Here is a 23,710-nt window from a genome sequence, read left to right as displayed (position 1 = left end):
CGAACGGGTCACGCGGCTGAGCGAACGGGTCACGCGGCCATCAGCCGCTCGGCCAGCGCCTTGAACTCGGTGCCGACACCGCCCGCCCTGAGCGCGCCGTCCGCGTCCAGCACGGCCGGGCGGCCCGCCTCGCCGGTCTCGCGCAGCTCCGGTTCGAGCGGCAGCTGCGCCATCAGCGGCACGTCGTAGCCGAGTGCCTCGGTCAGCTGCTCGCTCACGCGCTCGCCGCCGCCGCGGCCGAAGATCTCCAGTTTCTCGCCCTTGTGCTCGTAGAAGCTCATGTTCTCCACGACGCCGCGCACCTTCATCGGCACCTGCAGCGCGACGAGACCCGAGCGCACGGCCACGTCGGACGCGCTCGGCTGCGGCGTGGTCACGACCACGAGCTCCGCGTTGGGCAGCGCCTGCGCCACCGAGATCGCCATGTCGCCGGTGCCGGGGGCGAGGTCGAGCAGCAGCACGTCCGGTTCGCCCCACCACACGTCGGACAGGAACTGTTCGAGCGAACGCTGCAGGCGCGGCCCGCGCCACAGGATCGCGCGGTCCGCGCCTGCGAACATGCCGATCGAGATGAGCTTGACGCCCCACGCGGTGACGGGCATCAGCATGCCGTTCAGGTTCGTGGGCTGCGTGTGCACGCCGAACAGGCGCGGCAGGGAGAAGCCGTAGATGTCCGCGTCGATGGCGGCCGTGTCGTAGCCGAGCGCGGCGAACGTGGCGGCCAGGTTCGCGGTGACCGACGATTTGCCGACGCCGCCCTTGCCGGAGGCGATCGCGAAGATGCGGGTCTTGACGCCCGGCTTGTTGAACGGGTTCTGCTTGCGTTCCGCCTTGAGTCCGGCGACGAGGTCGTCGAGTTTGTCGCGGCTCATCGAACTGACCTCGATATGAGGGGTGAGGTCCGCGTCCGGATAGGAGGCGACCGCGCCGTTGATCTGGTTCGTGATGGTCTCGCTCAGCGGGCAGCCGGGCACGGTGAGTTCGACGTGCACGGTCACGTCGTAGGCGTCTCGTGCGCCGGCCGCGGTGCCGTCGTTGCCGTTCCGTGCGGCGGCGGGCGTCGCGTCGATCGCCGCGATCATGCCCAGGTCCGTGACCGAACGCCCCAGCTCCGGATCGATGACCTTGCTCAGCCTCTCGTAGATCGCCGCCTCGATGTGCCTGCTGTCCGTCAACGCGTCCTCCTCTTGTCGCCGTATCGTCGTTATGCCGCACACCAGCGTAGCGTGCGAACGCCCGCCATGCCAGACTCGGACCTCGTTGGTCTCTCCCTCAGTCCCGCTGCGCGGGCCAGCTCCCTCGTCAGAGGGAGCCCGAAAGCATCAGACCTCGCCGGTCTCCAGCAGCACTGCGAACTGGGCCTCGTCGAGCATGGGGATGCCGAGCTCCTCGGCCTTCGCGGCCTTGGAGCCGGCGTTCGCGCCGACGACCACGTAATCGGTCTTCTTGCTGACGGATCCGGCCGCCTTGCCGCCGCGTTCGAGGATCGCCTCCTTCGCGGAGTCACGCGAATAGCCTTCCAGCGATCCGGTGACGACCACCGTCTTGCCTGCGAGCGTCTGCGGCAGCGTGCTCTTCTCGGCGGCCGCGACGCCCACGCCGGCGGCACGCCACGCGCGCAGCGTCTCGCCGCGCCAGTCGCCGGGCTCCTTCGCGGCAGTGAACCAGTGCACCACCGATTCGGCGATCTCCGGGCCCACGCCGTCAATCTGCGTGAGCTCGTCGACGTTCGCCTCTTCGATCGCGTCGAGCGAGCCGAGCGACGAGGCGATGAGCCGCGCGGTCGGCGGACCGAGTCGGCGAATCGACAATGCGACCAGCACGCGCCACAGGTCGGCGTGACGCGCCTTGTCCATCTCGTCGAACATCTTGCGCGTGTTCTCCGCCGGGCGGACGACCACCGGCACGTCGGTCTCGCCGGCACGCGTCTTTTTATGCTCGACACGTACGACGACCGCGTCGGCCGGCACGTCGTAGTCCGGGTAGGCGGTCACGGTCACGTCGTCGGCGGTCGTCGTCGCGCCGGCGCGCGCCGCCAGCTGCTTGGCGGTGAGCTTTTTCGCCGGCGCGGGGGCCGTCCAGAACGCGGGCACCTGATGCCACAGTCCGGAACCGCCCACGCGCTTGCGGGTCCTCTTCTTGCGCCCGTTCGCGCCGACGGTCTCGTGGATCTCGATGATCGGCGCCTCACGCCACACGCGCACGTCGCGCAGGTCGGCGGCGGTCAGCGCGAACAGTCCGGCCTCCGAAGACAACACCGGCGTCTGCCGTTCCGGCAACGCCAGTCCCTCGACCGGCTCGTACGGTTCCGGCTCCTCGCCGGGCTTGACGAGGATTTCGGTGATGTTCGGCGCGTAGGTCGCGACCGAATCGGGGCGGTTCTCCTCCGGGTTCGTGAGCGCGATCGCCGACTGGTCGCCCAGATGCTCGATGTCGAACGCCTTGCGCGAGGCGAGCGAGATCACGCGTTCGGTCAGCTGCGCCGGGCAGCTTTCCACGTTCGGGCAGCGGATGTCCTTGTCGCCCTCCTTGGCGGGCGCGAGCTTCGCGCCGCACGAGGGGCAATGCTCCGGCATGACGAACTCGCGCAGTTCGCCTTCACGCCCCTTGCGGCGTTCCAGCACGGGCCCGACGAGTTCCGGAATCACGTCGCCCGCCTTGCGCACGACGACCGTGTCGCCGATGAGCACGTTCTTGCGCTTCACCTCGGACGGGTTGTGCAGCGTGGTGCGGGCGACCGTCGAACCGGCCACGTACACGGGCTTGAGGATCGCGACCGGGGTGACGCGGCCGGTGCGGCCCACCTGCACGGTGATGTCGAGCAGTTCGGTGTTGACCTCCTCCGGCGGGTACTTGTACGCGATGGCCCAGCGCGGCGCGCGCGAGGTCGCGCCCAGCGTGCGCTGCAATGCGAGGTCGTCGACCTTGACGACGATGCCGTCGAGCGCGTGTTCGATGTCGCCGCGGTGTTCGCCGTAGTAGTCGATCATCGCGAGGATCTCGCTGAACGACGTGACGGTGCGGTTGTGCGGCGAGACCGGCACGCCCCACTTCTCGTAGAGGGCGTACGCCTCCGACTGGTCGTCGACCTGGTCGTGCTTCCCGGCGGCGTTCGCGCCCCAGCGCAGCGTGCCGAGGCCGTGCGCATAGAAGCTCAGACGACGGGTGGCGGTGATGCGCGGGTCCTTCTGGCGCAGCGAGCCGGCGGCCGCGTTGCGCGGGTTCGCGAACGGTGCGCGGCCCGCGTCCTCCTGCTCGCGGTTGAGCTCGTGGAAGTCGTCCCAGCGCATGAACACCTCGCCGCGGATCTCCACGAATTCGGGGATGTCGTCCTTCTCGCCGCCCAGGTTCGCGGGGATGGAGCCGATGGTGCGCACGTTCAGGGTGATGTCCTCGCCGGTCACGCCGTCGCCTCGCGTGAGCCCCTGTTCCAGCACGCCGTTGCGGTAGATGAGGTTCAATGCGAGGCCGTCGATCTTCACCTCGCAGCTCATCGGCAGCTTTTTGCCCTCCGGCCAGTCGAGGTCGCGGATGACCGAGTCGTACCAGTCCCTGAGCTCCTCGATGGAGAACACGTCGTCGAGGCTCATCATGCGGCTCGGATGGCGTACGGACGTGAAATCGTTCGAGAACGTGCCGCCCACCCGGTGCGTGGGGCTCTGCGGGTTGTCGAGCGCGGGGAACGCGGCCTCCAATCGTTGCAGGCAGCGCAGTCGCGCGTCATAGGCGGCGTCGGAGGAAACCGGCGCGTCGTCGATGTAGTAGGCGATCTGGTCGGATTCCACCCACGCGGCGACGCGCGCCCACAGGCGCGCCGCGTTCTCCGCATTCAGCGTGTCGACGTCGAGATGGTCAAGACGGGTCGCGTCCGCGTCGGTGGGGGTCAGGGCGGCGATCCATGCCTCGCTTCCGGGTGCGAGATGCGTGATGCCCTCGTCGGCGACGATGGCCGGCGTCGTGTCGCCGGATGCGCCGTCGCCGGCCGTCATCGCGTCGAAATCCCATGCAAGCTGCTCGTCCGTCATATCCCCGCCTTGGCCGTGTCCGATGGTTTCCGCATCGATTCTACCCGGACGCGGAAGGGACCGGTGGGGATGTGCCGGATGGGTCAGGCCTCCTTCGTGCTGAGGAGCAGCAGGATGCCGGCGACCATATTGAGGAAGATCAGGTCGCAGACGGCGAAGGCGGTGGTGTTGGCCTTGGTTCCCTTGTAGACGCCCCAGCTGTGGACGGTCATGGGAATCTCCCAGGCGAGCGGGATGATCAGCCAGCCCGTGAGGATGGTGGTGACGAGGTTGAGCACGAAGGCGACCAGACGCATGGTCCGGTCGGAATCGGTCATCGCATAGCCGTATCCATAGCCGGGCTGCCCGTACGGCGTTTGCCCGTATCCGTAGGCGGGCTGCCCGTACTGGGGCTGGGCGTACGGGGATTGGCCGTATTGGGGCTGCCCGTAGGTGGAGGCGTACCCATAGTTCGGTGTCTGCTGCCGGGCCTCATATCCGGGGTTTGGCTGGTACGGCTGTTGCGCGCCGTACTCCGGTTGTGATGGCGTCTCCTGGCCGTAGGGCGTCTGCGGCTGCTGGTCGTCGTTGGTCATCATATGGTCCTTTCGAGGGTGTCGTGGGATGGTCGGTCGCGGTTCAGTGTTGGGCGCGCCAGATGTCCGGTTCGACGTAGATCTCCCATTCATACCACGGCAGGGCGGTGCGGATGCTCGTCTCGATCTTGTCGACGGTCTGCACGTCGTAGTCGCGGTCGAACTTGTCGGTCTCGACCTTGATGCACAGCAGCACCGCGTCCTCGTCCATGTGGATGGCCTGCATGTTGATGAGCCGGTTCACGCCTTGCGTGCCTTCGACCGCCTCGACCAGCATCTCGCGGGTGCGCGGGTCGATGTCCTCGCCGATGAGCAGCGAACCGGATTTGAACGCGAGCGCCGCCGAGCCGCACACCAGCACGAGGCCGACCATGAGGCCGCCGATCGCATCATAGAGTTCGTCGCCGGTCGCGATGGACAGTCCGATGCCGAGACCTGCGAACGCGAGGCCGATCAGCGCGAGCGTGTCCTCCATCATCACGGAGGCGAGTTCGGCGGACTTGGTGCGGCGCCAGAACTTGACCAGCGAATCGCTCTCCACCTTGACGCGCTTCATGCGTTCACGCGCCTCGTGGATGGACGTGTGCAGGCCGTAGCCTTCCAGGCAGGCGGAGACGCCCACGACGACGAGCGCGGCGACGAGCTCGATGGGCTCCGCCTCGCGCGGCAGGGAGCCGTCGATGAGCCCGGTGAGCTTGGACGCCGCCTGGGAGACGGCGAACACGCCGCCGACGAAGAACAGGAGCGTCGCCACGATGAAGCTCGCCAGATATTTGATGCGGTGCAACCCGAACGGATGGTCGCCGTCCGACTTGTGGTCGGAGGTCCGGTCGCCGATCATCAGCACGATCTCGTTCGCGCAGTCCGCCACCGAATGCACGGATTCGGAGAACATGGACGACGATCCGGTGAACGCGGCCGCCGCGAACTTCGCGAGCGCCACGCCGATGTTCGCCGCCAAAGCGGCCTTCACCGCCGCTCCCGCCTTGGTCTTCCCGTTCTCAATGGTCTTGTCGTTGTCTGCCACGGTTATCCTCTCCTCAGGATGCGATTGTAGACGCGTGACGCCCGTGACGGCGCGTTCCCCGCGGCGTTGCGGACATGGCGTGATACGAAACGTGGGCGCGGGATGAATCCCCGATCCGGGAGGCATCCCACGCCCACGATGCGGATGGATCGCGTCAGCGCGTCACAGCAGCACGGCGAAGTTCGACGACACTCCGGCGATGACGCCGATGATCACGAGCAGCAGCCACAGGACCACGCTGACGATCACGGAGACGAGCGCGCCCATACCGGCCATCTTCGCGTCGCCGGGCTTGGAGTCCTTCCACACGAGGAACAGGATGAGGCCGATGAGCGGGATGAGGAAGCCGAGGACGGCCCAGCCGAACGAGCCCTTCTCCTCGACGGGCTGCGGGGCCGGGTATCCGGGGGCCGGAGCACCGTACGGCGCCTGCTGCGGGGCGCCATAGCCGTAGCCGGCGGCGGGCTGGCCGTAGGCGGGCTGCTGCGCGCCGTAGCCGGGGGCCGGCTGGGCGTACGGGTTCTGCTGCGGCGCGCCGTATGCGGGGGCGGCGGGGGCGGCCGGGGCGCCGTACTGCGGCGTGGCCGGGGCCGGAGCGCCATACTGGGGCTGGGACGGCTGCGCGGGCTGCGCCTGCGGTGCGGCCGCACCGTATTCCGGCTGGCCGTAAGGAGCTTGCGGCTGGGGTGCCTGGTTGTTGTCGGTCATCGTATGTTCCCTTCTCGTCGGTCGGATTCCCGAGCCGGGACTCCGATTCGTGCCCCGCCGAATGCATCCATGCGCCGTCGGGGTCTGTGCAGTTCCTATCATAGCCGCTTGCGGCGGGCTTCGGTCGGAACCCGGGGAATCCGCCGCCCGAAGATTCCCGAGATTCCCGAGATTCCCGGAAACGGGAAGACCCCGCAATCCGTGTGGACCGCGGGGTCTTGCACATGTGATTCGGCAAGAATCAGATGTGGTAGTAGAGCTCGTACTCGAGCGGGGTCGGGGCCAGGCGGGCCTGGTCGATCTCGTCGCGCTTCAGCTCGATCCAGGTCTCGATGAGATCCGGGGTGAACACGTCGCCGGCGGTGAGGAAGTCGTTGTCCTCCTCGAGGGCATTCAGCGCCTCGCCGAGGGAGCTCGGCACCTGCTTGATGTTCGCGTGCTCTTCCGGCGGCAGCTCGTAGAGGTCCTTGTCGACCGGAGCCGGCGGCTCGATGTGGTTCAGGATGCCGTCGAGGCCGGCCATCATCTGGGCGGAGAAGGCCAGGAACGGGTTGCAGGACGGATCCGGGGCGCGGAACTCGATGCGCTTGGAGGCGGGGGAGGTGCCGGCCAGCGGGATACGGATGGCGGCGGAACGGTTGCGGGCCGAGTAGACCAGCGAGACCGGGGCCTCGAAGCCCGGGACCAGACGGTGGAACGAGTTCAGCGAAGGGTTCGTGAACGCGACGACCGCGGAGGAGTGCTTGATGAGGCCGCCGATGTACCAGCGGGCGATGTCGGACAGGCCGCCGTAGCCCTGCTCATCGTAGAACAGCGGCTTGCCGTCCTTCCACAGGGACTGGTGGCAGTGCATGCCGGTGCCGTTGTCGCCGGCGATCGGCTTCGGCATGAAGGTCACGGACTTGCCGGCGAGGGCGGCGGTCTCGTGGACGACGTACTTGTACTTCATCAGGTCGTCGCCGGCGTGCTGCAGCGTGTTGAAGCGGTAGTTGATCTCCTGCTGGCCGGCGCCCGCCACCTCGTGGTGGGAACGCTCGAGCTGCAGGCCGACCTTCTGCAGGTTGGCGACCATGTCGTCGCGCAGATCCTGGTTGTGGTCGATCGGCGGGACCGGGAAGTAACCGCGCTTGACGCGGTTCTTGAAGCCGATGTTCGGGGTGCCGTCCTCTTCGGTGTCGACGCCGGTGTTCCACGGGGCCTCGATGGAGTCCACCTCGTAGAAGGAGCGCTGGGCGGAGTTCTCGTAACGGACCTTGTCGAAGATGAAGAACTCGGCCTCCGGCGCGAAGGACGCGGTGTCGGCGATGCCGGTGGACTTCAGGTAGGCCTCGGCCTTGCCGGCGACCTGACGCGGGTCGCGGGAGTACGGCTCATCGGTCAGCGGGTCGACGATGGAGAAGGAGACGTCCAGGGTCTTGTGCTTGCGGAACGGATCGATGAAGGCGGTGGTCACGTCCGGGACCAGCTTCATGTCGGATTCGTTGATGGCCTGGAAGCCCTGCACGGACGAGCCGTCGAACGGCATGCCGTCGGTGAACGCGTTGTCCAGGAACTCGCTGACCGGAACGGTGAAGTGCTGCTGCACGCCGATCAGATCGGTGAAACGGACGGAGACGTACTCGACGCCTTCCTTGTTGATGAGGGCTTCGGCCTCTTCCGGCGTATGGGCGAAGATCTTGTTCTCAGCCACGATCGCTCCTTTTATCGAAATGACTTACAGGGTAAAAGCATAGGAACGCGCGTTTCGCGCGCTCGAAACTTCGGTTACGAGAATGTTTCGTGACTGGTAACGGGAACCGTCAATCGTTGCGTTGGCGCGGTTCGCCGCAGTCTCGCGACGGGAGCGGCCGCCGCGCGAGCGTCCAGAACGCGGACGCGTCCGGATATGCGAAGGCCCCGGTCGTCGGTGACGATCGGGGCCCGTGGCTCGGGAAGCGCCGCGTGGCGTCAGCGTCCGCGCATGGCGCGGCGGCTGACCTTCTGCATGCGGTTCGGGTCGACGCCCTTCGGGATGCCGTAGCCGCGCTTCGCCTGCAGCGTGCGCAGACGGTCGTTGAGGATGGCCAGCTCCTCCTTGGTGAGGATGAAGCGGCGGCGCGGGTGGATGGCGGCCATGAACTTGTTGGAGTGGTTGGACGGCACGTAGCTCTTCTTGTGCGTGATGGTCTTGCGCAGGTCGCGCAGGCGCGTGGTGCCGTTGGAGCCGTCGCCCATGATGATGCGGTATACGGGGATGGAGGAGCCGGCGGTCACGCCCTTGATCTCATGCTCCTGACGGTCCATCTGGCGCTTGATGCGGTCGTGGGCACCCTCGCCGAGCAGGTAGATGCCGTTGTAGCCGGTGCCGCGCCAGATCGCGTCCTTGGTGCGGGCGTCCACCCACACGGGCTGCTCCGGGAAGGTGAAGCCGGCCTTGGTCATGTTGCTCAGCACGCTGACCGCAGCGCCCGGACGGCCTTCCAGCTGCTTGTAGCCGACCTTGTCGGCGCGGTTGGTGAGCGTCATCGTGGCGAGCAGGACGCCGAGCATGACGGCGGCGATGATGGTGAGGATCCAGGTGAGCCACATCCACTGCATCACGACGCCGAGGATGACGGCCAGCACGATCGGGGCGACGAACGCGCCGCCGCACAGCCACGGCAGCTGCTTGTCGTCCTTGTAGGTGAACTTGAAGATCTGGATGATCTGCTTGATCGTGCTGTTCTTCTTGGGCTTCTTCTCGTCCTTGTCAGCCATTCTTCCCTCGCTTGGAGTCGGATTTGCGCATACTGGCCGTCGATTCTACCAGCATGCGTGCCCCGGGGCGTGGCGTGCGCCGCGGGGCACGCATGCACGCGGTCAGCGTGTATGCAGCGGGCGGCCGTCCGCCTTGAGCAGCGCCTCGCCGAGCGTCTCGCTGAACGTGGGATGCGGGTGGATGAGCCGCGCGGCCTCGGCGAGCGGCACCCGGTTGCCGACGAGCTGCTCCGCCTCGGCGATCAGGTCCGAGGCGACGGGCGCGACGATGTGCACGCCGAGCACGACCGGCACGTCCGGCCTGTCCGCGCGTTCGCCGCTGACGACCGTCATCGCCCCGCCGACGCCGCTCATCAGCATGCGCGCGTTACCGAGCATCGGGTACGTGGTCTCCTTGACGTCGTTGAGGTCCGGGTCGGCGGTCGCCTCCTGACCTGTCAGGCCCACGCACGCCGCCTCCGGGTGGGAGAACACGATCTGCGGCACGGTGGTCTCGTCCACCGGTTTCGGGTCGAGCCCGGCGATCGCCTCTGCGACCGTCACGCCCTGCTCGAACGCGCGGTGTGCGAGCGCGTGGCCGGCGACGATGTCTCCCACCGCCCACACGTGCGGCGCATGCGTGCGTCCCAGCGCGTCGCACGTCACGTAATCATGGTCGTCGAGCGTGGCTCCAGCGCGGGCGAGCCAGTCGAACCGGGTGTTCGGGTCGCGGCCGATCGCGGCCAGCGCGATCTCGCCCCACGCCTGCTGTTCTTCGCCGCCGTTCTGCGTGTAGTGGACGGTCGCGCCGAGGTTCGCGCCGACGTCCACCCGAGTCACGGCGGTGCCCTTGACGACCTTCACGCCCTGGCGCGTCAGTTCGCGCGTCAGCGTCGTCGCGGTGCGCCGGTTCCAGCCCGACAGCACGCGGTCCTTGCGGATGAGGAGCGTCACGTCCACGCCGGCCGCGTTCCACATGGACGCGAATTCGATGGCGACCGCGCCCGCGCCGACGATCACGGCGGAGGCGGGGAACTCGTCGAGTTCCAGCGCCTGCGTGGAGTCGATGAGCGCGCCGGAGAACGGGATGCCCGGCAGGGGGCGGGGCGAGGCGCCGGTCGCGAGGATCACGTCGCCGGCCTCGATGACGACGGTCGGGTCCATCGGTTCGGCGGCCTCCGCCTTGCGGAAGCGTTCGACCGGGTCGCCGGTGACGGTCACGGCGAGGTTCGCGCCGGCCGCGGCGTCGGTGGTTCCGGCGATTTCGCGCAGGTCGGTGGCCGCACCGTGGAACACGGTGACGCCGCGGTGCGCGAGCAGGGCGGCCAGGCCCCCGGTCATCGTCTCGACCACGTGCACGCGGTAGTCGCGCAGCGTGCCGTAGTCGATGCCGTCCACGTGCGCCTGCACGCCGAGTTCGGCGGCACGACGTACCGTGTCGATGGTGTGCGTGGCGGTGATGAGCGCCTTCGACGGGATGCACCCGCGGTTGAGGCACGTGCCGCCGAGCGTCGCGTCACGTTCGATGAGGGCGACGGACTTGCCGAGTTCCGCGGCCCGCAATGCCGCCGAGTATCCGCCGGGTCCCGCACCGATGATCGCGATGTCAAATTGTTCAGTCATGGTGCCCATGATAGACGCACGGCCCTCGGCTCCCCTTGCAGCGAAGCCGACCGAGGAGCTGACAAACGGATATCGTCTTCGGCTCCCCTTGCAGGGGAGCTGTCAGCGAAGCTGACTGAGGGGTAGACAACAACAATGAGGGGTGGACGGGCATCAGCCCATCCACCCCTCGTCAGTCCGTCGGGTGCATATCACTCCGGGAAGTGGCCGCGCTTCTTCTCGCGCGGCTTCGGAAGCCTCCAGCGGCGCACCTGGATGGCGCGGCTCCACGCGTAGGACGCGGAACGCGAGCCCTTCGCCACCGCGCGCTCGCCGTACTTGGCGACGAGCTTCTTCTTGAGCTTGCGCCACATGAGCCACACGTCGAGCACCACGGCCGCCAGGTACACGTACATGAGCAGCATCATGATCATCGAGGCGGTCTGGTTCTGGGAGACGGAGGTGACGATCATCGAACCGATGAGGATGACGAACGCCACCGGGATGAAGAACTCGCCGATGTTGAAGCGGGCATCCACGTAGTCGCGGATGTAGATGCGCCACGGCAGACGCTCCGCCTTCGGCATGTGGTTGATGTCGCCCTTCTGCATCGCCTCGTATTCGGCGTTCTCACGCTCGCGCAGCTTCGCCTTCGCGGCCTTCGCGCTCGCCTTGCGGTCGGTCGGCACCAGCGGACGCACGCCGGCGGCCTGCGCCTGCTTCATCTTCGGGGTGGGCGCGTTCTTCGTACGGTCCTTCTTCACCGGCTTCGCAGGCTGCTCGGTCGCTTCCTCGACCGGCTCCTGCGCGGATTCCTTCTTCTTCAACGGGTTCCATGTCATGCTTGCAGGTTACGGTGACGTCTAGACGCGCGCAGGGCGGCGAAACGGCACCAAAACAAGGCCGGGAGGCCGGTCGCGGCCGGATGCGCCGACCGTGCGCGACTGTACGACACCTATATATAAGGAGAGGCACATGGCCAGGCTCACCCCCGACGAGGTCCGCGCCCGCGTGGAATCCGACTGGACGCGCATCGTCGACGTCCTCAACCGCAAGATCGCCTTGAAGTCCGTGTCCGCGGAGGGCATCACCGGCGAGCATATGAGGCGGTCCGCCGAATTCGTCGCCGACCAGCTGCGCGAGGTCGGCGTCGACGCGAAGGTCGTCCAGTCCTCGAATCCGGACGGCACGCCCGGCGCGTGGGAGGTCATCGGCTCGCGCATCGTCGACGAGTCCGCGCCCACCGTGCTCCTCTACGCGCATCACGACGTGCAGCCCGTGCCGGACGCGTCTGCATGGGACACCGACCCGTTCGTCGGCACCGAGATCGACGGCCGCCTCTACGGCCGCGGCTCCGCCGACGACGGCGGCGGCATCGCCATCCACTCCGGCGCGTTGAAGGCGCTTGGCCAGGACCTCAAGGTCAACGTCAAGGTGTTCATCGAAGGCGAGGAGGAGATGGGCTCCCCGAGTTTCATCCCGTTCATCGAGGCGCACAAGGCCGAGTTCGAATCCGACGTCATCATCGTCGCCGACTCCGGCAACTGGTCGGCGGACATCCCGTCCCTGACCACCTCGCTTCGTGGCAACACCTGCGTGGACGTGACCGTGCGCGGACTGAAGCACCCGGTCCACTCCGGACAGTACGGCGGGCCGATTCTCGACTCGAACACGCTCGCCGCGATGCTCATCGCCTCCCTGTACGACGCGAACGGCGACCTCGCCGTGCCCGGCGTCGCCGCCGAGGAGCCGATCGGCGGCCTCCAGCGCGACCTCGACGAGGCGTCCGTGCGCGCCGATGCCGGCGTCGTCGACTCCTACGCGCTCGCCGGCACCGGCTCGCTCGCCTCGCGCCTGTGGACCAAGCCGAGCCTGACCGTCATCGGCTTCGACGCGCACCCGGTCGACGGCTCGTTCAACGTGATCAGTCCCGAGACCCGCTTCCGCCTCTCCCTGCGCACCGCGCCGAACCAGCGCCCCGAAGAGGCGCAGGCCGCGCTCGTCGCGTACCTCGAAACCCACGCGCCGTTCGGCGCCGAGGTCGAGGTGACCAAGCTGGAGAACGGCATGGGCTGGGGCATGGATCCGGACGCGGTCGCCACCAAGGACGCGCTCGAGGCGATGGAGGAGGCGTTCGGCGTCGCCCCGATCAACAAGGGCGAAGGCGGGTCCATCCCGTTCATCCCCGAACTGCAGCGCATCTTCCCCGAGGCGCAGGTGCTCGTCACCGGCCCGGAGGATCCGAAGGCCAACGCGCACAGCCCCAACGAATCCATCTCGCTGTCCGGCCTGAAGAACAACGTCATCACCGAAGCCCTCCTGCTCGACAAGCTCGGTAGGTGACATTCTCCATTTCCTTGGAATCGGTCGGGATCAGCTTTGCTGGTCCCGACCATGGGATTGTGGGGGAATGGCCGCGAACGAATACCATGTGCCGTCATCCAGTCGCCCCGTGACGAAGGTGCCGCCGATGCGTTCGATTTCACGTCGGTAGTATGTCATTCCCTGCCCATGCCGTGGCAGTTCCTCGTCGGACAATGCGTTGGACGTGGTGATTTCGATGCCGCTGCCGTTCCACACGACGGAAACCTCATATGACTCCCGTTTCGCATGCCTGATGATATTGGCGTAGAGTTCGCCGATGAATCCGGTGCAGAGGGCCATCCGCTCTTCGCTCATCGGGGCGGGGTCGTCGTCGATGCCGAGGACGCTCCCGCCTTCGAAACCGAGACGGTTTATGCGTCTGTCGTTGTCGTCCAAAACCCGATGAAGGCGATCGGCAAACGCTTCCGTATTCGAGGACGTCGTGCCATGGATGCCGTGGTCCCATTCGTTGAGGGAATCGACGACCTTGTGCGTATTGTCCAGCGCATTGAGCGCCGACTCATTGATCTGACGCCAATCGTCGATATCGTTGCCGCCTGCTCTGATATGACGTTGGGCCATGCGTGCGATGAGCGACAATTCCCCGGTGACGGCGTCATGCATACGCTGGGCGGCACGCGCGGTGAACGCTACTTGGCGTAGATCGTCCTCCGCTTGGGCGAGTTTCACCTGTCGTCTGAATCCGTCCTCTCGCCAACGCAGCGATCGCCCGACGAGTGACGCCATGACGCTGAACGGTATGAGGGATATGAATACGTACCAGTCGACGTTCCAGCCGTTCGGGAGTCCGGTGTAGACCACCTGCAACAGGATCATCGCGATGGTCAGCGCCGCCGCCATGCGGTCGGAGGTCATATACGCCAACAATCCCAACGCGTACAGCACGCTGAACGTGGACGTGGGACCCGTGCCGTTGGAACAGACCGTCGTCAGACCGTCGATGACGATGAGTGCTACGGAGGATGGCAGAGGCAGGATGCTGGTGCCGATGAGCAGGGCCTCCTGCATGAGCGAGAGAGCCAATGCGATTCCGCCGGATGGGGGATTGTACGCCCATTGGATGATAAGCAACGACGAGAAGGCCGATGAGAGGGCGACACGTGCCTTTAGCGGGGGAATCAAAAGCGTTGGCGCCTTCCCGAGGTTCAGCCACGTGGTGAAAGCCATATCGCCACCGCCTGACGCGCCGTCCGCGCTCCGAGTTTCTGCATGATGTGCTGCATATGTTTGCGCACGGTCGCCTCCGAAATGCCGAGTCTGCCGGCGATTTCGGTATCGAGCAGTCCCTCATCCGCACACAGGTTGATGATCTCCTCCTCCCGCAACGTGAGCCGTTGATCGTGATCCGTCTCATTCATCAGACGGATGTGCGCGAGCTGCCGTGATTCGAAGCCCGTCATCGAACCGTTGCGGATCACCGAATCGATGGCGGAGACGAGGTCGTCTTCGGTATTCTTGCTGACCAGCCCCTGTGCGCCGGCGGCCTTCGCTTTCGCCTCATACAGGTTCAGAGAGAAGCTCGTCATCGCGAGAATAGGGAAGTCAAGGGACCGTTTCCGTATGCGCCTGCACGCGCTGGTCCCCTGAACTCCTTCCAGCGACATGTCCAGCAGCAGCAAGGAAGGAGCATGCGTCTTGGTCAGAAGCATCGCTTCCTTGGCTGACTGGGCCATCCATATGACACGGGTTGTTGGTAGACGTTCAGTCAAGAGCCGGTGTAAGGAATCCAAAGAACGTGCGTCGTTGTCGACGATGGCTATTTCCGTCATGGGAGTCGATGACGTCAAACATGAATCCTTTGTGCTTGTCATAGGTTCTATCTCTTGTGTGTGGGCTTGCAGTGCCACTATTTGCACTTGGGTGTGCCATAAGAATTATATATACACACATCGAGTATGCTTGGAATGAATTATTCACAAATGAAGTATTGCTCGACTTGTGTATCATATGTAGCATATGTTATGCTTAACAAATATAAGAGTAAAGGCTCTTAGGGTGATGAATCATTGGAGATTCATCGCTTGGTTATAGCATCCGACTGGTTGCAGAGAGTGTGTGGGATGAGAAAAGCAACTCGTAGCTGTCTTTTGGTTTTTTTAGCAGTGCTGCTGCTCTGTGGGTTGTCGTATCAATCCGCCTCTTTGCAATCCGGTAACGATATAAGATCTCCGTCTTCATCGAAGGAGCAGAAAACATATAAAGAATTCACAGTAGAAGGTTTGGAAACATATGCGCGAGAGCGTTATGTTGCTTCTCGATCACAAGGTCTGGAGGATATCCGTCCTTTAGGTTCCGGAGAATTTTCCGGTACCGGAATCATCCCCATTGATATGGTGGCCGATCGTACTCATCGATATGACATCACGTATATGTGTAATCCCCAAACGGCAGCATCATTTTCGATACGACTACGGCGTGGTGGTGCTTCATATTGGGTGGCGGATATAGGTGAATGCCCCGGTGAAGGAGTGTTTGCGATTTCGGTTCCCGTCGAGAGATTTCCCAAAGCGACCGAAGTTGTTTTTAACGCTAATGATGAAACCAGTTTCATTGTCGTCATACATGAGATCATGGTTGAAAGGAAGAGCAATGAATAATGCACATGCCGTTCTTCCGACGACGGAGCCATGGTCGAATCATTCCTGAAGAATTTCTATGGGCATAGAACCAACGTAAGCCTGCAAACCGCTGTCGGGCGCAATACAATCTTCGTATTGCGTTCGACAGCGGTTTGTCATATAGTCATGGGCTGACACGGGAGCCGCTTGAAGGCGGCTGAGAGGGGGCCGCAACGGGTCCCGACCGATGGAACGTGGACGGGCAATGCCGACCACGGAACTGTCCTCCACCCGTGCCTTGAGAAGGAAGCACAGAGAAAGGCACATCACCATGGCCGAAACCGTCGCCAAGACCAACTACAAGTGGCGCGTCGTCGACATCGTCGTCGCCGCCATCATCGCCGTCGCATCCGGCGTCATCTTCTGGGGCTGGGACGTCGTCTGCGCCGCCCCGCTCGCCCTGTTCGAGGCCGTCACCCCCGGCTTCGAAGGCCTGCTCAACGGATTCTGGCTGTTCGCCGGCCCGCTCGCCGCCATCATCGTGCGCAAGCCGGGCGCCGCCCTCTTCGCCGAGACCCTCGCCGCGTTCCTCGAGCTCACGCTCGGCAACCAGTGGGGCGTCGGCGGCTCGCTCATCGTCGGCATCATGCAGGGCCTCGCCGCCGAAATCGGCTTCGCGATCTTCGCTTGGAAGCAGTGGAACATCGGCACCACCATCCTGTCCGGCGCTCTCGCCGGCGTCGCCTGCTGGGCCTACTACTGGATGACCAACCCCGGCTGGAACGCGATGCGCGTCAGCTGGTACCTCGTCGGCTCCATCATCTCCGGCGTCATCATCGCCGGCGCGCTCATGTGGGCGCTGCACAAGGCGATCGCCGCCACCGGCGTGCTCGGCCGCTTCGCCTCCGGCCGCGCCGAGGCGCGCGTCTGATGCGCATCACGCCCGCCCGCGTCGAGGCGAAGGATTGGGGATGGCGTCACGCCACGCGCAAGGACTTCGCCCTGCGCGGGCTCGACTTCGACATCCGCCCCGGGGAGCACGTGCTGCTCCTCGGCGCCTCCGGGGCGGGCAAAAGCACGCTCATGGCCGGACTGGCCGGCGTGCTCGGCGGATCCGACGAAGGCGAGCAGGAAGGCTCGCTCACCATCGACGGCGTCGAAGCCGGCATCGCCCGCGGCAAGGCCGGCCTCGTGCTGCAGGACCCGGATTCGCAGATCATCCTCGAACGCGTGGGCGACGACGCGGCCTTCGGCTGTGAGAACCTCGCCGTCCCACGCGACGAGACGTGGCGGCGCGTGCGCGAATCGCTCGACCTGGTCGGATTGAAGGACATCGACCTCGACCGGTCCACGCGCCACCTGTCCGGCGGGCAGCGGCAGCGCCTCGCGCTCGCCGGCGTGCTCGCCATGCAGCCGGGACTCCTGCTGCTCGACGAGCCGACCGCCAACCTCGACCCGGAAGGCGTGCGCGAAGTCCACGACGCGGTGCGCGACGTGCTTGCCCGCACCGGGCAGACCATGGTCGTCGTCGAGCATCATATCGACGTGTGGATGGACCTGATCGACCGCGTCATCGTCATCGGCCATCCCGACCCGGATTCGCACGTGGGCGGCGTCATCGCCGACGGAAGACCGGACGAGGTGTTCGGACGATTCGGCGACCTGCTCGCGCAGGGCGGCGCATGGGTGCCGGGACGCGCGATTCCGGACCGTGCGCCGACGCGCGCACGCGCGGACGTCCGCGAACCCGCGCTCGTCGCCGAGGACCTGAGCTTCGGCCGCGGATTCCCGCTCGGCGAGCATATCGATCTCGAATTCTTCGCCGGCGAGGTGACGGCCCTGATGGGGCCGAACGGCGCCGGAAAATCCACGCTCGCGCTGACGCTCGCCGGACTCCTGAAGCCGCTCGCCGGGCATGTGCGCGTGCGCGCCGACATCGCCGAAGGCGCGCGCGGCGACGAGCCGGACAAGTGGAGGAGCCGCGAACTGCTCGGCCGCATCGGCATGGTCTTCCAGGAGCCGGAACACCAGTTCGCTGCGGCGCTCGTACGCGACGAGGTCGCCATCGGGCCGAAATCGATGGGCGCCGACGAGGCGCGCGCGTACGCGATCGCCGACGAAATGCTGGAACGCATGAACCTCTCGCGGTTCGCCAAAGCCAACCCGTACACGCTGTCCGGCGGCGAGAAGCGGCGACTGTCCGTCGCCTCCATGCTGGCCGGCGCGCCGAAGATCCTCGTCATGGACGAGCCGACCTTCGGCCAGGACTTCACCACGTGGACCGAGATGGTCGACCTCATCGCCAAAGTGCGCGACCAAGGTTCCGCGGTCATCGTCGTCACGCACGACGAGGCGCTCGTCAGGGCGCTCGACGCGCGCCGCATCATGTTCGGATTCGCAGGGGAGTGAGTGGGTATGAACGATTCGGTCATCGTCTCGCCGCCGGGCGCGCGCAAGGAACCGGCCCGGCCCGCGTCGCCCTCGTGGTTCATCGCGAAGGTGAACCCGGTGACGCGCATCATCGGCGCGCTGCTGCTGTGCATCCCGATGTTCGTGAGCCTCGACGTGGTCTCCGCGTCCGTGGCGTTGGGACTCGAGGTCGCGCTGCTGTGGATCGGCGGCGTCGACCCGATCCGCATCTGCCGCAGCACGTGGCCGGTGTGGATCGCCGCGGTCGGCGGCTTCATCTCCGTGCTGCTCTACGGCCGCACGTCCGGCGAGATTCTGTGGACCGCCGGCTGGATCGTCGTGTCCGAAGGCTCCGTGTACCTCGCATGCGCCACGTTCCTGCGCGTGCTCGCCATCGCCATACCCGGCGTGGTGCTCGCGCTCGGCCTCGATCCGACCGATCTGGCCGACGGCCTCGTGCAGATCCTGCACCTCTCGCCCCGGTTCGTGTACGGCGGCCTCGCCGGCATGCGCATGTTCACGCTGCTGCAGGATGATTGGCGCGCATTGGGATTGTCGCGCCGCTCGCGCGGACTCGGCGACGGCAACGCGATCCAGCGCGCGTTCTCGCAGGCGTTCGGACTGCTGGTCCTGTCGATTCGGCGCGCCACGAAACTCGCCACCGCGATGGAGGCGCGCGGCTTCGGCGGCGAAGGCCCGCGTTCGGCGGCGCGCGTCTCGCGCCTGCATCCGATCGACGCGGTGTTCTGCGCGATCTGCTTCGTGATCCCGTTCATCGCGCTCGGCGTCGCCGTCGCCACCGGCAACTGGCACTTCTCCTTCCAAGGCGCGTGACGTCCACTGCAGTCGAGACGCGTGTATGCGCGTGTGCCGCCGCGCGGTAGGCGTGACGGTAGGGTGGGGGCATGCCCATCAACCATGCAGTGATCGACAATCCGAAATCCGACCGAATCAAGCGCGTCGCCGGACTCGCGCGCCCGGCGGGCCGCGAACGTTCCGGCCGCTTCCTCATCGAAGGGCCGCAGTCCGTGCGCGAGGCCGTCGCGTGGCGTCCCGACGTGGTGAGCGACCTGTACGTCGCGATCGACGTCGACCCCGACGGCGAACCGTACGTCTCCGAGACGATCGCCTCGATCGTCGACAAGTCGCAGGAATCGCGCAAGACGCCGATCTACGTGCACCACGTCACGCGCGAGGTGATGGCCAAGATCAGCAAGGACGCGCAGGGCATCGTCGCCGTGGGCGACATCGAGACGCTCCACACGGAGATCTCCGCCGTCCGCCTCTCCGAACGCCCGCTCATCGCCGCGTTCTGGCAGGTGCGCGACCCCGGCAACGCGGGCACCGTGATCCGCGCCGCGGACGCCGCCGGCTGCGACGCGGTCGTGTTCGTCGACGAATGCGTGGACCCGCTGAACCCGAAGGTCATCCGTTCGACCGCCGGCTCCCTGTTCCACATCCCCGTGCTGCGCATGGACACCGGCACGTTCCTCAAGTGGATGGAACGCGACGACCTCGCCACCATCGCCGCCGACGTGTACGGCACGCCGGAACGCAAGCCCGAATCGCTGCCCGACATGCTCGCCGAACGCGCGGACGGCGCGAAACGCGGCGCGAAGGGCGTGCGCGGCGACGCCGTGCTGTTCGGCAACGAGGCGCGTGGACTGCCCGCCGCCATCCTGGAGCGCATGGACCGCATCGTGTCCATCCCGCTGTACGGCAAGGCCGAATCGCTGAACCTCGGCACGTCCGCCGCGGTCATGCTCATGAGCCTCGCTATGAGCGGACGCTGAGACGCGCGGCACGCGCCGGTCACGTGCCGGCCATGTGTCGGTCGCATGCCGGTCACGTGCCGGCCGCCCCGCGACCACGTGATGGAACCGGGCGGCCATGTCGAGTCATACCGTGACAATGTGATGTTGGACAACGCTTGGGAAACGTGCGTTTTCGCGTGTCTCCCCACGTGCAATGCACGTCAGTGAAGCAGATATAAAGGAAAGGGTGCTCGTGGCAGAAGCGCTATTCGATGCGCAAGCGGTGACCGATGCGGTCGCCGAAGGCATCGCGAAAATCCAGAACGCCTCCACGCTGGAGGAATTGAAGGCCATCAAGAGCGAATACGCCGGAGCCGACTCGGCGATGACGCAGGCCAGCAAGGCCATCGGGGCACTGCCCAAGGACCAGAAGAAGGACGCAGGCAAGCTCATGGGCAAGCTGCGCGCCGACTTCGGCCGCGCCTACGGCCCCAAGGAGAAGGAGCTCAAGGAGGCCGCCGAGGCCGCCGCGCTCGCCGCCGAGACCGTCGACATGACGCTGCCGGTCGCGCGCAAGCCGCTCGGCGCGCGCCATCCGCTCGCCAAGCTCATGGAGGACGTCGAGGACTTCTTCATCTCCATGGGATGGCAGATCTCCGCCGGCCCCGAAGTGGAGGCCGAATGGTACAACTTCGACGCCCTCAACTTCGGACCGGACCATCCGGCCCGCCAGATGCAGGACACCTTCTACGTGAAGGGCAACCAGGCGAAGGACGCCGCCGGCTTCGTCGGCTCCAACATGGTCGTGCGCACGCAGACCTCGTCCGACCAGGTGCGCGCCCTGCTGTCGCGCGGCGTGCCGCTGTACATCGCCTCTCCGGGCCGCGTGTTCCGCACCGACGAGCTCGACGCCACCCACACCCCGGTGTTCCACCAGTGCGAGGCGCTCGCCGTCGACAAGCACCTGACCATGGCCGACCTCAAGGGCGTGCTCGACAAGCTCGCCGTCGCCATGTTCGGCCCGGAGGCCAAGACCCGCCTGCGCCCGAGCTACTTCCCGTTCACCGAGCCGAGCGCCGAGCTCGACCTGTGGTTCCCCGACAAGAAGGGCGGCCCGGGCTGGCTCGAATGGGGCGGCTGCGGCATGGTCAACCCGAACGTGCTCAAGTCCGCGGGCATCGACCCGAACGAATACACCGGCTTCGCGTTCGGCGTGGGCATGGAGCGCACGCTGCTGCTGCGTTCCGACATCAACGACATGCACGACCTCGTCGAGGGCGACGTGCGTTTCGCCGAACAGTTTGTGATGGGGGAGTGATTACCCATGCCTATGGTTGATATCGATTGGCTCAAGGAGCACGTCGAGGTTCCGTCCGACCTCACCTACGAGCAGCTCGCCAAGGACCTGGTCAAGGTCGGCCTCGAGGAGGAGGAGATCCACGCCTCCCAGGTGACTGGCCCGATCGTCGTCGGCTACGTGGTCGACGCCACGCCGGAGCCGCAGAAGAACGGCAAGATCATCAACTGGTGCCATGTCGACGTCGGCGACGAATACAACGAGACCGACGAGAACGGCAACAAGGTGCCGCGCGGCATCATCTGCGGCGCGCCGAACATGGCCGCCGGCGAGAAGGTCGTCGTGACGCTTCCGGGCGCCGTCCTGCCCGGCGACTTCCGCATCGAGCCGCGCAAGACGTACGGCCACATCTCCAACGGCATGTGCGCCTCCGAGCGTGAGCTCGGCCTCGGCGACGACCACAACGGCATCATCCTGCTGCGCCACTACGGCTTCACTCCCGAGGAGTACGAGGCCTTGAAGCCCGGCGACGACGCGATGCACCTGCTGCACCTCGACCAGCCGCTGCTGGAGATCAACATCACGCCGGACCGCGGCTACACGCTGTCCTACCGTGGTGTGGCCCGCGAATACCACCACTCCACCGGCGCCGCGTACACGGATCCGGTCAAGGAGCTCAACGCCCGCGTGCCCGTCGCCGCCGGCGAGGCCTCCGGCACCGTGCCGGACGTGCAGGTCGAGATCGACGACGACAACCCGATCCACGGCGTGCCCGGCTGCGACCGCTACTACGCGCGCGCCATCCGCGGCTTCGACCCGTCCTCGCGCACGCCGAACTGGATGCGCCGTCGTCTCATCCGCGCCGGCGTGCGTTCCATCTCGCTCGCCGTGGACGTCACCAACTACGTGATGCTCGACCTCGGCCAGCCGATGCACGCCTACGATCTGGACAAGCTCGAAGGCCCGATCGTCGTGCGCCGCGCGAACGAGGGCGAGAAGCTCGTCACCCTCGACGGCAAGGAGCACGAGCTCAGCCCCGAGGACCTGCTCATCACCGATTCGCCGAACGGCCAGCGCGCCTCGCGCATCATCGGTCTCGCCGGCGTGATGGGCGGCCTGTACGGCGAGGTGACCGCGGAGACGAAGAACATCCTGCTCGAGGCCGCGCACTTCGACCAGGTGTCCATCGCGCGTTCCGCCCGCCGCCACAAGATCCCGTCCGAGGCGTCCCGCCGCTTCGAGCGCGGCGTCGACTACCAGCTGCAGCCGGCCGCCGCGCAGATGGCCGCCGACCTGCTCATCAAGTACGGCGACGGCGAGGCCAGCGAGCATCCGACCGACGTGAACAACACGGTCCGCCGCAAGGCCATCCACTTCAAGGCCTCCGAGGTGAAGCGCGTCGCCGGCCTCGACACCGGCGTCAACGCCATCTCCGACATCCTCACCGACATCGGCTGCACCGTGGCCGGCGGCGGCAACGGCGAATTCTCCGTCACCCCGCCGACCTGGCGCCCGGACCTCAACGAGCCGTGCGATCTGGTCGAGGAGGTCGCGCGCCTCGTCGGCTACGACGAGATCCCCGTCACCGTGCCGCCGGCGCCGGTCGAGGGCATGGTCGGCCTGACCGCCGACCAGCTGCGCCGCCGCCGCGTCGCCGACGAGCTCGCCGAGTACGGCATGGTGGAGGCCCTGAGCTACCCGTTCGTGGGCGACAACGACTACAAGGCGTTCGGCTACGACGCGGAGGCCACCAAGAAGGTCAGCGTCGAGATCGCGAACCCGCTGTACGGCGACCGTCCGTACCTGCGCCGCCACATCCTGCCCACGCTCGCCACGACCGTGCAGCGCAACATCCGCCGCGGCATCGAGAACGTGTCGCTCTACGAGCTCGGCCACGTGTACCTGTGGAACCCGGACGCGCCCGCTATCCCGGCCCTGCCCGGCGGTGTGAAGCCCACGCCCGAGCAGCTCGCCGCGCTCGACGCCGGCCTGCCCGACCAGCCCGACCACGTGGCCGGCATCCTGACCGGTCTCGCCGAGAACACCGGCTGGCTGGGCGGCAAGCGTCCGGTCGATTGGTCCGACGCGGTCGAGGCCGTGCACCGCATCGCCGACCGTCTCGGCGCCGCCATCGAGCTCGAGCAGCCGGCCGCCGCCGACGTGCCCGCCCAGTGGCATCCGGGCCGTTTCGCCCGCGTGACCGCCGCCGGCACGTTCGTCGGCTTCGTCGGCGAGCTCCACCCGCACGTCAACGAGGCGCTCGGCTTCCCCGAGCACTCCGCCGCGTTCGAGCTGAACCTCACCGCGCTGTTCGCCACGCTCGACGGCAAGCCGGTGCAGGCCAAGCCGATCTCCACGTTCCCGCCCGTCAAGCAGGACCTCGCCTTCACCGTGGACGACACGGTGACCGCCGCCCAGCTCGAAGGCGTGGTGCGCGAGGCCGCCGGCGCGAACCTCGAATCCATCGAACTGTTCGACGTGTTCACCGGCGAGCAGGTGGGTGAGGGCAAGAAGTCCCTCGCCTTCGCGGTGGTGTTCCGCTCGCCCGACAAGACCCTGTCCGCCGAGGACAGCGAGGCGATCCGCAAGGCCATCGTCGACAAGGCCGCCGAGCTCGGCGCGCAGCTGCGCGCCTGAGCCGCCGGGCCGCTCCGG

Annotated in this window: 19 protein-coding genes; 8 read left to right on the top strand and 11 right to left on the bottom strand. The window is 66.4% G+C overall.

Features of this window, described 5'->3' with window-relative positions:
* Window positions 1–29: 29 nt before the first annotated feature.
* The 9 genes from AC1AYP_RS04895 to AC1AYP_RS04855 all read right to left on the bottom strand — a co-directional run bounded on the left by AC1AYP_RS04895 (window position 30) and on the right by AC1AYP_RS04855 (window position 11,494).
* A complete protein-coding gene (locus AC1AYP_RS04895) occupies window positions 30–1,175 on the bottom strand; it encodes an Mrp/NBP35 family ATP-binding protein (RefSeq protein ID WP_476546983.1) in 1,146 nt (381 codons plus the stop codon).
* 147 nt (window positions 1,176–1,322) lie between these two features.
* Window positions 1,323–4,025 carry an NAD-dependent DNA ligase LigA gene (gene ligA, locus AC1AYP_RS04890; RefSeq protein WP_476546981.1) on the bottom strand — a complete coding sequence of 901 codons (2,703 nt, stop codon included), beginning with the start codon at window positions 4,023–4,025 and terminating at the stop codon, window positions 1,323–1,325.
* A gap of 83 nt (window positions 4,026–4,108) precedes the next feature.
* Entirely contained in the window at window positions 4,109–4,603 is a 495-nt protein-coding gene (locus tag AC1AYP_RS04885; RefSeq protein WP_476532854.1) for a hypothetical protein, read from the bottom strand.
* Window positions 4,604–4,643: 40 nt separating this feature from the next.
* Window positions 4,644–5,627 carry a cation diffusion facilitator family transporter gene (locus tag AC1AYP_RS04880; protein WP_476502070.1) on the bottom strand — a complete coding sequence of 328 codons (984 nt, stop codon included), beginning with the start codon at window positions 5,625–5,627 and terminating at the stop codon, window positions 4,644–4,646.
* 162 nt (window positions 5,628–5,789) lie between these two features.
* Entirely contained in the window at window positions 5,790–6,335 is a 546-nt protein-coding gene (locus AC1AYP_RS04875) for a hypothetical protein (protein ID WP_476546978.1), read from the bottom strand.
* 241 nt (window positions 6,336–6,576) lie between these two features.
* Window positions 6,577–8,025 (bottom strand): type I glutamate--ammonia ligase, encoded by a 1,449-nt coding sequence (gene glnA, locus AC1AYP_RS04870; protein WP_051922743.1) that lies wholly within the window; start codon window positions 8,023–8,025, stop codon window positions 6,577–6,579.
* A 257-nt stretch (window positions 8,026–8,282) separates the two neighbouring features.
* Window positions 8,283–9,071 carry a DUF4191 domain-containing protein gene (locus tag AC1AYP_RS04865; protein ID WP_476546976.1) on the bottom strand — a complete coding sequence of 263 codons (789 nt, stop codon included), beginning with the start codon at window positions 9,069–9,071 and terminating at the stop codon, window positions 8,283–8,285.
* Window positions 9,072–9,173: 102 nt separating this feature from the next.
* Window positions 9,174–10,673 (bottom strand): FAD-dependent oxidoreductase, encoded by a 1,500-nt coding sequence (locus AC1AYP_RS04860; protein ID WP_476546974.1) that lies wholly within the window; start codon window positions 10,671–10,673, stop codon window positions 9,174–9,176.
* A gap of 191 nt (window positions 10,674–10,864) precedes the next feature.
* Window positions 10,865–11,494, bottom strand: a complete 630-nt coding sequence (locus AC1AYP_RS04855; protein WP_476546972.1) for a DUF3043 domain-containing protein — start codon at window positions 11,492–11,494, stop codon at window positions 10,865–10,867.
* A gap of 133 nt (window positions 11,495–11,627) precedes the next feature.
* On the opposite strand from AC1AYP_RS04855, the gene AC1AYP_RS04850 reads away from it, so the two are divergent.
* A complete protein-coding gene (locus AC1AYP_RS04850; RefSeq protein ID WP_476546970.1) occupies window positions 11,628–12,995 on the top strand; it encodes a M20/M25/M40 family metallo-hydrolase in 1,368 nt (455 codons plus the stop codon).
* A gap of 30 nt (window positions 12,996–13,025) precedes the next feature.
* Here AC1AYP_RS04850 and AC1AYP_RS04845 read toward each other — a convergent pair whose 3' ends face one another.
* Both AC1AYP_RS04845 and AC1AYP_RS04840 read right to left on the bottom strand, forming a co-directional pair.
* Entirely contained in the window at window positions 13,026–14,204 is a 1,179-nt protein-coding gene (locus tag AC1AYP_RS04845; RefSeq protein ID WP_476546968.1) for a sensor histidine kinase, read from the bottom strand.
* Complete coding sequence (locus AC1AYP_RS04840; protein ID WP_476547017.1) at window positions 14,183–14,806, bottom strand: response regulator transcription factor; 624 nt, start codon at window positions 14,804–14,806, stop codon at window positions 14,183–14,185. Before AC1AYP_RS04840 ends, AC1AYP_RS04845 begins: the two co-directional genes overlap by 22 nt.
* Window positions 14,807–15,097: 291 nt before the next feature.
* Here AC1AYP_RS04840 and AC1AYP_RS04835 point away from each other — a divergent pair, with 291 nt between their 5' ends.
* The 7 genes from AC1AYP_RS04835 to pheT all read left to right on the top strand — a co-directional run bounded on the left by AC1AYP_RS04835 (window position 15,098) and on the right by pheT (window position 23,692).
* Window positions 15,098–15,634 (top strand): hypothetical protein, encoded by a 537-nt coding sequence (locus AC1AYP_RS04835; protein ID WP_476502078.1) that lies wholly within the window; start codon window positions 15,098–15,100, stop codon window positions 15,632–15,634.
* A 292-nt stretch (window positions 15,635–15,926) separates the two neighbouring features.
* Window positions 15,927–16,526 (top strand): ECF transporter S component, encoded by a 600-nt coding sequence (locus AC1AYP_RS04830; RefSeq protein ID WP_476546966.1) that lies wholly within the window; start codon window positions 15,927–15,929, stop codon window positions 16,524–16,526.
* On the top strand, window positions 16,526–18,004 hold the full coding sequence (locus AC1AYP_RS04825; protein WP_476502079.1) for an ABC transporter ATP-binding protein: 1,479 nt from the start codon (window positions 16,526–16,528) through the stop codon (window positions 18,002–18,004). The genes AC1AYP_RS04830 and AC1AYP_RS04825 overlap by 1 nt, the downstream gene beginning before the upstream one ends.
* A gap of 6 nt (window positions 18,005–18,010) precedes the next feature.
* The gene (locus AC1AYP_RS04820) at window positions 18,011–18,838 is read left to right on the top strand and encodes an energy-coupling factor transporter transmembrane component T family protein (protein WP_476546964.1); all 828 of its coding nucleotides are present in this window, start codon (window positions 18,011–18,013) and stop codon (window positions 18,836–18,838) included.
* A gap of 71 nt (window positions 18,839–18,909) precedes the next feature.
* The gene (locus tag AC1AYP_RS04815) at window positions 18,910–19,797 is read left to right on the top strand and encodes a TrmH family RNA methyltransferase (protein WP_476546963.1); all 888 of its coding nucleotides are present in this window, start codon (window positions 18,910–18,912) and stop codon (window positions 19,795–19,797) included.
* A gap of 175 nt (window positions 19,798–19,972) precedes the next feature.
* A complete protein-coding gene (gene pheS / locus AC1AYP_RS04810; RefSeq protein ID WP_101621642.1) occupies window positions 19,973–21,076 on the top strand; it encodes a phenylalanine--tRNA ligase subunit alpha in 1,104 nt (367 codons plus the stop codon).
* A 6-nt stretch (window positions 21,077–21,082) separates the two neighbouring features.
* On the top strand, window positions 21,083–23,692 hold the full coding sequence (gene pheT, locus AC1AYP_RS04805) for a phenylalanine--tRNA ligase subunit beta (protein ID WP_476502082.1): 2,610 nt from the start codon (window positions 21,083–21,085) through the stop codon (window positions 23,690–23,692).
* Window positions 23,693–23,710 lie beyond the last annotated feature (18 nt).

Source organism: Bifidobacterium sp. LH_424 (assembly GCF_056356895.1).
Note: the sequence above shows the minus strand (reverse complement) of the source record. Positions and strands in the feature narration are given on the sequence as shown.

Coding starts and splice junctions, on each gene's coding strand:
- AC1AYP_RS04845 (WP_476546968.1), bottom strand. CDS start 14,204: ATGGCTTTCACCACGTGGCTGAACCTCGGGAAGGCGCCAACGCTTTTG.
- AC1AYP_RS04885 (WP_476532854.1), bottom strand. CDS start 4,603: ATGATGACCAACGACGACCAGCAGCCGCAGACGCCCTACGGCCAGGAG.
- ligA (WP_476546981.1), bottom strand. CDS start 4,025: ATGACGGACGAGCAGCTTGCATGGGATTTCGACGCGATGACGGCCGGC.
- AC1AYP_RS04875 (WP_476546978.1), bottom strand. CDS start 6,335: ATGACCGACAACAACCAGGCACCCCAGCCGCAAGCTCCTTACGGCCAG.
- AC1AYP_RS04840 (WP_476547017.1), bottom strand. CDS start 14,806: ATGACGGAAATAGCCATCGTCGACAACGACGCACGTTCTTTGGATTCC.
- AC1AYP_RS04830 (WP_476546966.1), top strand. CDS start 15,927: ATGGCCGAAACCGTCGCCAAGACCAACTACAAGTGGCGCGTCGTCGAC.
- pheT (WP_476502082.1), top strand. CDS start 21,083: ATGCCTATGGTTGATATCGATTGGCTCAAGGAGCACGTCGAGGTTCCG.
- AC1AYP_RS04860 (WP_476546974.1), bottom strand. CDS start 10,673: ATGACTGAACAATTTGACATCGCGATCATCGGTGCGGGACCCGGCGGA.
- AC1AYP_RS04815 (WP_476546963.1), top strand. CDS start 18,910: ATGCCCATCAACCATGCAGTGATCGACAATCCGAAATCCGACCGAATC.
- AC1AYP_RS04820 (WP_476546964.1), top strand. CDS start 18,011: ATGAACGATTCGGTCATCGTCTCGCCGCCGGGCGCGCGCAAGGAACCG.
- AC1AYP_RS04825 (WP_476502079.1), top strand. CDS start 16,526: ATGCGCATCACGCCCGCCCGCGTCGAGGCGAAGGATTGGGGATGGCGT.
- AC1AYP_RS04855 (WP_476546972.1), bottom strand. CDS start 11,494: ATGACATGGAACCCGTTGAAGAAGAAGGAATCCGCGCAGGAGCCGGTC.
- AC1AYP_RS04835 (WP_476502078.1), top strand. CDS start 15,098: ATGAGAAAAGCAACTCGTAGCTGTCTTTTGGTTTTTTTAGCAGTGCTG.
- AC1AYP_RS04850 (WP_476546970.1), top strand. CDS start 11,628: ATGGCCAGGCTCACCCCCGACGAGGTCCGCGCCCGCGTGGAATCCGAC.
- pheS (WP_101621642.1), top strand. CDS start 19,973: ATGCACGTCAGTGAAGCAGATATAAAGGAAAGGGTGCTCGTGGCAGAA.
- AC1AYP_RS04865 (WP_476546976.1), bottom strand. CDS start 9,071: ATGGCTGACAAGGACGAGAAGAAGCCCAAGAAGAACAGCACGATCAAG.